A 3,832-nucleotide genomic window follows, 5' to 3' on the forward strand; every position below is an offset into this window, starting at 1 on the left:
CATTCTCTCTGTTGCCGCCGAGGACGTTTTAGGGCTGATGCTGGGTAGGGGTTCACCAGACGAGGGATCCGAGTTCAGCCGCCCGCCTCGGCGGGTTTTGATCTGCCCGGATAGCTTCAAAGGATCCCTGACGGCCAAGGAGGCGGCAGAGAGCATCGCCCGCGGGATCCAACAGGGGTTGCCCCAGGCGGAGATAGAGCTGCTCCCTCTAGCCGATGGGGGTGAGGGCACGCTGGAGACCTTGTTGTCGGCACTGGGGGGAGAAAAACGGCGGTTGTGGGTCAGCGGCCCGCTGGGGGATCCCGTCTGGGCCGAGTATGGCGTGGTAGGCGAGCGGGCGCTGCTGGAAGTAGCCCAGGTGGCCGGCCTGACCTTGGTGCCCCCGCAGCGGCGGGATCCCACCCGCACCACCACCTATGGCCTAGGGGAGCTCTTGCGGGCCGTCTGCCGGGATCCCATTGCTGAGATTTGGATAGGGCTGGGCGGATCCGCCACCGTGGATGCGGGAGCGGGAATGGCGCAGGCCCTGGGCTATCGCCTCCTGGATGAGGCCGGGGATCCCATTGGCTGGGGGGGAGGGGAGCTGGCCCGGCTGGCGCGCATCGAGCCGCCCAAGCAGCCTGTCTGGCTGGGCAAGTGCATCCGCGGCCTCTGCGATGTGCAGAACCCCCTCACCGGCCCGTTGGGGGCGGCTGCCGTTTTTGCGCCCCAGAAGGGCGCCACTCCCCAGCAAGTAAGGCAGTTGGAGCAGGCCCTGCAGCACTGGGCCAGAGTAGTGGAGCGCGACCTGGGCCGGACGGTGGAGGGGATCCCAGGGGCCGGCGCTGCCGGTGGGCTGGGGGCAGGGCTGGTGGCCTTTTTGGGAGCCACCCTGGAGTCCGGGATCCAGCTCTTGGCCCAGCACTTGGCCCTGCCGGAGCGCATGCGTCGCTGCGACCTGGTGGTGACCGGCGAGGGCCGCCTCGATGAACAGAGCACCATGGGAAAGGTGGTGGGGGCAGTGCTGGAGCAGGCGAGCGCGGCGCAGAAGCCCTTGCTCATCCTCTGCGGCCAGGCCACCCCGGCAGCTCGGGCTAACTTGACTGCCCGATCCCTTCTCATCAGGGTTGGCGCCCTCTGTGACCGGATCCCGGATGTGACCGAAGCGCAGCGCCAGGCCAGCCACCATTTGGAGCAGATGGCCGCTTGCGAGTTGAAAAAGTTTCTAGCCGGGGATCCAGCCGTTATATAGTCATTGCAAAGGGTTATGGAACAGCCTGTCCGTTGCTCTCCAGCTCCCCTCTCCCTGAGGGAGAGGGGCCGGGGGTGAGGGGAGCTCCCTCTGGGACAGGGAGTGGTGTGGTCGCGTGAGCGGTGCGGAGCGCTTGGGCCGCTAGCGACAAAGTATCTCAATCGTGTTTGGAACAACTATAATGGCCTGAATGGGTTATTTTTTTAAAAATCATGGCCACTATTGAGTTTTCTCCCGGCATTCCAGAAGTGCCAACGCAGGTGCGGCTGCTGAAATCCAAAAATGGCAAGCGGGGATCCGCCATTTTTCGCTTTGAGGAGCTGAAGTCCGACACGCAAAGCATCCTGGGCATGCGGATGATCGACGAGGAAGGGGAGCTGACCACCCGCAACATCAAAGCCAAGTTCTTGAACGGGGAATTCAAGGCCCTGGAAGTGATCTACGACATGGAAACAGAAGCAGAATGGGAGCGCTTCCTGCGCTTTATGGAGCGCTTCTCGGCAGCCAACCAGATGGGCATGGCCTAGGGGGCTCAGCTTTTGGATTTTTTGCTCCCCTTGGCGGACTTGCTCTTGGCTTTGGGCTGTTTGGGAGCGGTTCCCTGGGCCTGCTCAACGGGGGGCTGTCCCAGGAGAGGTCGCTGCTTGTGCCAGTCAGTGCTCTGCTCGTAAGCATAGGCCACCCGCAGCACCTTACTCTCCTGCAAGACGTTGCCTATGATCTGCAGGCCGATGGGCAGACCGTTGGCAAAGCCACAGGGCAGGCTCAGCCCCGGCAAGCCCGCCAGGTTGACCGGGATCGTCATCAGGTCGCACAGGTACATGCTCAAGGGATCCTCCCGCTCGCCGCTTTTGAAAGCCGGCGTGGGGGTGGTGGGGCTGACCAACACATCCACCTTCTCGAAGGCCCGCAGAAAATCTTGCTTGATCAAGGTGCGCACCTTCTGGGCCTTGAGGTAGTAGGCATCGTAGTAGCCGGCAGAGAGGGCATAAGTGCCGATCATAATGCGCCGCTTCACCTCCGGCCCAAAGCCGCGGGCGCGGGTCTTGCCATACATAGCCAAGAGCGAGTCGGCAGGTTCCCGCAGGCCGTACTTGACGCCGTCGTAGCGGGCCAGGTTGGAAGAAGCTTCCGAAGGAGCAATGATGTAGTAGGTAGCTAGACCGTAGCGAAAGCTGGGGCAGTCGATCTCCAGGATCTCTGCCCCCAGCTCCTGCAGGTGTTGGATGGCCGCTTGCACAGCCGCGCGGGTCTCTTCCCCACACCCTTCCCCCAGCAGGTCGCGGATGACGCCAATCTTGAAGCCTTTGATATCGGCGATCAAAGCCTGGCTATAGTCCGGGATCTCCACCCTAAGGCTGGTGGAGTCCATGGGGTCGTGGCCGGCAATCCCCTGCAGCAGCAGGGCCACATCCTCCACCGTGCGCCCAAACGGCCCCACCTGATCCAGAGAAGAGGCAAAGGCCACCAGCCCATAGCGGGAGACCAGCCCGTAGGTGGGCTTGAGGCCAACCACGCCACAGAAGGCCGCCGGCTGGCGGATCGATCCCCCCGTATCCGATCCCAAGGCTACCACCGCCTGGTCTGCCGCCACCGCCGCCGCCGACCCGCCTGAGGATCCCCCTGGCACCCGCGTCAGATCCCAGGGGTTGGCAGTGCGCTGAAAGGCCGAGTTTTCCGTGGAGCTGCCCATGGCAAACTCGTCCAGGTTGGTCTTGCCCACCGTCACCATGCCGGCTGCCGCCAGCCGCGCCGTCACCGTTGACTCGTAGGGCGGAATAAACCCCTCCAGAATCCGAGAAGCGCAGGTGGTGCGGATCCCTTGGGTGCAGAGGTTATCTTTCACAGCCAACGGGATCCCGGCCAGCGGACCAATCGCCTCCCCGGCGCGAATGCGGGCATCCACCGCCCTAGCCTGTTGCAGCGCCAGCTCCTCCGTAACAGTAATAAAGCTCTTAAGCTGCGGCTCCAGTTGGTGCAGGCGCTCCAGGTATTCGCGCGCGATCTCCTCGGCCGAGCGCTCTTTGCTCACCAACTGGCGGTGCAGGGCACGGATAACAGACATATGGCAAACTCGCTAAGGAAGGGAAAGGCCGATCGAGCAACGTCAAAGTTCTCTCTAGAGTAATCCAGCACGGATCCCTACTAACTCCCCTCTCCCTCAGGGAGAGGGGCCGGGGGTGAGGGGCTGCTCTCCCAAAGAGAGGGGCCGGGGGTGAGGGCCAGCGCGGAGCGCTTGGGCCTACCGCCGTTCCAAAAAATCGCGGCGCAGATCTCGAATCTCCTGCCGCATCTCCCTCATCTCTTGGGCCATCTCGTCAGTGCGCCGTTCCAGAGCTTCAGTTCGGCGCTCCAGGGCATCCGTGCGGCGCTCGATAGCGCGGGTGCGCGCATCAAAGCGATCCATGGACTCGCGGAAAAACTGAGCCAGCATTGCCTGCCCTTCTCGCAGTTCTTGAATCAGAAGCTGCTGATTTTGTTGGACAAGACGTAGCTCCTGCTGGGCCGCTTGCAGCTCTTGAACAGCGCGGATCAGCCACTCTTCTTGTTCCGGAGTCATTATCAACTAGAGCGAGAGGATGCCAAGATCCTACCACCAAC

4 protein-coding genes are annotated in these 3,832 nt (G+C 62.8%); 2 read left to right on the top strand and 2 right to left on the bottom strand.

Going from position 1 to position 3,832, the window contains the following annotated elements; translation table 11 throughout:
• Both NW863_RS12425 and psb28 read left to right on the top strand, forming a co-directional pair.
• A partial coding sequence (locus tag NW863_RS12425) for a glycerate kinase (protein ID WP_414366729.1) occupies window positions 1-1,231 on the top strand: 1,231 nt, incomplete at its 5' end.
• A 212-nt stretch (window positions 1,232-1,443) separates the two neighbouring features.
• Complete coding sequence (gene psb28 / locus NW863_RS12430; protein ID WP_414366731.1) at window positions 1,444-1,758, top strand: photosystem II reaction center protein Psb28; 315 nt, start codon at window positions 1,444-1,446, stop codon at window positions 1,756-1,758.
• Window positions 1,759-1,763: 5 nt separating this feature from the next.
• On the opposite strand, the gene gatA is transcribed toward psb28, so the two are convergent.
• Together gatA and NW863_RS12440 are read right to left on the bottom strand one after the other, a co-directional pair.
• A complete protein-coding gene (gene gatA, locus NW863_RS12435) occupies window positions 1,764-3,296 on the bottom strand; it encodes an Asp-tRNA(Asn)/Glu-tRNA(Gln) amidotransferase subunit GatA (RefSeq protein ID WP_414366732.1) in 1,533 nt (510 codons plus the stop codon).
• A gap of 177 nt (window positions 3,297-3,473) precedes the next feature.
• Window positions 3,474-3,791 carry a hypothetical protein gene (locus tag NW863_RS12440; protein ID WP_414336537.1) on the bottom strand — a complete coding sequence of 106 codons (318 nt, stop codon included), beginning with the start codon at window positions 3,789-3,791 and terminating at the stop codon, window positions 3,474-3,476.
• Window positions 3,792-3,832: the final 41 nt, after the last annotated feature.

This window comes from Synechococcus sp. B60.1 (assembly GCF_047462555.1).
Taxonomy (GTDB): domain Bacteria; phylum Cyanobacteriota; class Cyanobacteriia; order Thermostichales; family Thermostichaceae; genus Thermostichus.

Coding starts and splice junctions, on each gene's coding strand:
- gatA (WP_414366732.1), bottom strand. CDS start 3,296: ATGTCTGTTATCCGTGCCCTGCACCGCCAGTTGGTGAGCAAAGAGCGC.
- psb28 (WP_414366731.1), top strand. CDS start 1,444: ATGGCCACTATTGAGTTTTCTCCCGGCATTCCAGAAGTGCCAACGCAG.
- NW863_RS12440 (WP_414336537.1), bottom strand. CDS start 3,791: ATGACTCCGGAACAAGAAGAGTGGCTGATCCGCGCTGTTCAAGAGCTG.